Origin of the sequence: Streptomyces sp. RP5T, assembly GCF_003933965.1 — a bacterium.
GTDB lineage: Bacteria > Actinomycetota > Actinomycetes > Streptomycetales > Streptomycetaceae > Streptomyces.
This window is the reverse complement of sequence record NZ_RSAJ01000687.1, coordinates 1-4,104: the sequence shown is the minus strand read 5'-3', so window position 1 is coordinate 4,104 and position 4,104 is coordinate 1. Positions and strand designations below refer to the sequence as shown.

Sequence of the window (4,104 nt, the reverse complement as noted above, 5' to 3'; positions counted from 1 at the left end):
GCCCCCGACCGCGACCGCCTCCAGACCCGCAACGACGCCACCGCCCTGCGCCAGATACTCCGCTACGCCGGAATCCATCTGGCCCCGGACGCAGCCCCCGCCACGGTCGAACTCCCGGCCCCGGCCGTACCGCTGGACCAGCTCCAGACCGTCGAGGACCTCACGGACACCCACTCGATCCCCTCCACCGAGGATCCGATCGCTTCCACCGAGGACCCGGTGCCTGCGCCGCACCGGCCCGCCACCGCGACGTCGAGCGTGTTCCCCGACGATTCCGCTCCGCTACCCGTCGGGGAGCTGGACACCGAGGGCACGACGACCACGACGCTGGGTGAGCCCTCCCCGCGGCGGGCCGGCCCGAGGGTGGGGCACACCAAGGCGTCGAATCGGGGACCTGGCGGTTTCGGCAACGCGCCGTCCGGTGGTTCCAATCCCCTCGCGAGCACCTTCGGTTTGGCGCTGGCGCAGGCTCAGGGACACCAGCAGCACCCCCAGGCGTTCGGCGCCCTGCCGGGTACGGTGCTGCCGTCCCCTACGCATGTGTACGCGCAGGGGACCCGGATCGGCGGCGCACCCGGCCGGGGGCGGAACTACACAGGGCAGCAGGTCGACGACCTCGATCTGTCGAAGTGGGACGTCCTCCAGGCGGGCGGGACACGTCGCGGCGCGATCGAGACTCCCTGGGGCGACGGCCCGGTCTACGTGATCGTTGCCGACGGCGGTCCTGACGGGTTGTACCTGCCTGACGGCCCCGGGGGGAGGACGCGCCGGTACGGGCCCGAACAGGTGGCCGACGTCATCGCCAGGGACCCGGAGCGGCCGCCCGGGGTGCCGGTCGTGATCCTGACCGCGAACGCGGGCAGCGGCCTCCTTGCGCTGCCACGATGGTCGGCCGACCGTGCTGGTGTCACCGTCTGGTCGATGGACGCGCGGTACCTCTTCGTCAACCCGGTGGGCGGCGGGCGGCCGCACGTGGCCTTCCTCGCAGCGCCGGAGGGGACCCAGGCGTTGGGGCAGTGGATCGCCAGCCCTCCTGGCATGCTGCCCGCCCCTGCGCTGGACCCCTCCGAGGGCGGGATGGTCTTCCGTCCGGGCACCGGCACGTCGTTCACGGAGAACGACCTGGTGACGTACACCATGGTCGACCCGCGGACGCACCAGTCGGCCGGGCGGGCCGCACACGACCCGCAGGAGTTCGCCGAGAACGAGTGGGCCTATCTTTCCCTGCCCGCGGTACGGCACTTCGCGCGGTGGGACCCTGAGACGGACACCGAGGGGCCGCTGCAGGAGATGCCGGAGGGCATGCGCGGCGCATACGTGTTTGCCGCGCACGGGCAGATCTTCAACAGCGGCTTGGAACTGCCGTACAGGAAGCGTGAACCTGACGGCAGCGAGCTCGTGGACGAGGAGAGCGTGCCCGGGCAGGAGGTCGGCCGGTTCATCCGGCGCCGTCCGAGCTTCCGGGGCAAGCACGCCGTATGGCTGGACGCGTGCGACGGCGCTGCCATCCACCCGGAGCACCACGACCCGCTGATCGACGTCCCGGCCGCCCAGCACGTGGCCAACGAGACGGGGACGCCCGCTTACGCCTATGCAGCGGAGGCGAGCCCCGCCGAGGGAGAGGAGGGCGGCAGGCCGGACCGCATCCTCATCCACGGTCGGCTCGATGAACAGCGCGAGGACGTCGTGCTGTTCATCCCGGAGATCTCCGACGCCTACATGCCTCTAGTCGCCGGACGGGCGGGCCTGCCCACGGCTTTGCCGGAGCAGCTGACGCGGGCACGCCGCTTCACCCGCGCTCTGCGGCACGCCATGCCGGGCATCGAGTCTCCGGACCGTGCCGACGAGTACACGGCGTATCTCGTCGGTCTGGGCGCGTTGGAGAGCATGCGGTGGCGGCTGGGTGAGAGGGAGCCGCTGACAGGGCGCCATCTGGACCAGCTCCTGGCACTCTTCTACGGGGGACACGGCCTGCCGGTACCGGCAGACCCGGGGCAGGCACTGGTCGGCCTGCTGAACCAGGCGAACAAACAGGCCGGGGGCCCGATGGCGCTCCCGGAGTTCATGAGCAGCCCTGCCACCGCTCCGCAGCTCACCCCGGCGGTGCCTTCCGGCCCTTCGGCCTCGTCCGCGTTCGGCGTCGGCACGTCCGCCTGGGGTGGGACGGACCAGTCGGGTGCCGCGGGCGGGCCGGCGCATCAGGGCCACGTCAAGGGCCGACCTGCCCCCGTGGATCAGCCGCGGCCCCACACCGCTGCCCCGCTGCCCGCGCCCCCGGCCGGCGCGGTCACGGCGGACGCCGTCTCCACCGTGTCGGCGCCGCCGCCTGTTACGGCTCCGCAGCCTGCTTCGCTGCCACCTGCCGAGTCCCCTACGCAGGCCTTCGCCGGGGCGTCGCCCGTTCCGCCGCTCTCCGACGACGCGAAGCTGGACGTCGGCCGCCGGTTCAGCGCCCTCATGCGGGACCTCGGCCACCCTGTGGTCCTGGCCGGCGGGACGCGGGGCAGGGTGCAGTTCGAGAACCCGCGTCCTCTCGGCACCCTGGAGTTCCAACTCTCCGCTGATGTGCGACTGCTTGCCGATGTCGTCAATCAGGCCATCGCCCAGATCTTCCCCGAGGCGTCACCGAATGCCCTGCGCGTGGGCGATGACGGACGCTCGCTGACGGGTGTGGTCCAGGGAACGGAGATCAGCCTCGGTATCCACGGCCCCACCTCGACCGACACCACCGACACCACCGAAATCGGCGGCTTCCTCGTTCCCACCGTCTCCCAGTCGCTGGCGGACACCGCGTACAAGCTGGCGCTGGCCACCGGTGAGCAGCAGCGTATGAGGGACCTGTTCGACCTGCTGTGGGGGCTGTCGCACGCCCCGACCGACGACGCGCTCCCGGCCGCTCGGCTGGAGACCCTGCACGGTGACGCCTACCGCGCCGCCCGTCCCTCCGGGGCGGCCCCCACGCTGACGGTCCGCCTCAGCGAACTGCTGGACGGTGTCGCGCGGAACAGCGAGACCCGGCCGGAACACGAGGCGAAGTGGCGGACCCTCGGCGCGGAGCAGAACGACCTGAGATGGTTGAATACTGAACTCACCACTCTCGCCGACGTCTTGCGCGCCACCGACGCGGTGGCGGCCGACCCGATCCGGCAACTGGCGTCGCGTCTGCCGGGCATGCCCGAGGCGGACCGGACGCGCGAACTGGCGCTGCTGTCACCGGCCGAGCGTGAGCGACTGGCATCCGACCCGGTCCTGGCGGAGACGCTCTGGGACGCTTTGCCCGCCTCGGAGTTCGCCCGGACGGCGGCGCAGCTCATGGTGCAGGTACCGGCCGGGGTGGACCAGCCGGTGTCGGCGCGGGACGAGGCACAGGCGCAGATCGCGCGTGCGCTCCGCGACCCCGACGTCACGGCGAGGCTGCTGAAGAACGGCGCTCGCATGATCGTGGTGCCCAGGAGCGAGGCGATCACCACGTTGGACCCGTTCCGCGGCCTGGCGGGGCAGAACAGGCCGGACGGCCGGTCGTGGGACGAGCTGCGGGGTGTCGGCCTGCGGACGGCGGGTGTGACGGAGGAAAACCTCCTCGGCGAGTTCACCTCCGTCCCCGGGACCGATCCCGCCTATCCGGACGGGTACTCCACGACCCTCCATGAGTTCGCGCACACGATCTACCGGTACGGGCTGAGCGAGAGCGACCAGCAGGACATCCACGACGCGTACCAGGCGACCCTGGACGAGTACGGCGCATTGTGGCCCGACGGAGCGCTGCACGGTATGGATGCCGAGGGGCGCCGTACGGGGGTCAACTACTCGAGCCGGGACGAGCTGGAGTTCTTCGCCCAACTCACCAACGTCTACCTGCGGGCGAACCGGGGCAAGGACCCGTACACCGGTGAGACGCGGCAGAACGGTGGACCCGACTGGGTCCGCAGGCACCAGCCGACGCTGTTCCCGCTGATGCAGCGGCTGTACGGCGCCGACCCGGACGCCGTGTACGCGGGGCCGGTCAACCCGGTCGAGGCCACGCAGGAGCAGAACGAGATCTACGAGGGCTTCCGGGCCCTGTGGGACCAGGCGGAAGGCACCCATGTGCCCCAGCCCCACACC

Annotated in this window: 1 protein-coding gene; it reads left to right on the top strand. The window is 71.6% G+C overall.

The genetic code is table 11. The features are described 5' to 3' along the window. Positions 1 to 4,104, top strand: a 4,104-nt coding sequence (locus tag EHS43_RS39165) for a lonely Cys domain-containing protein (protein ID WP_125195340.1), incomplete at both ends; no start/stop codon positions are given.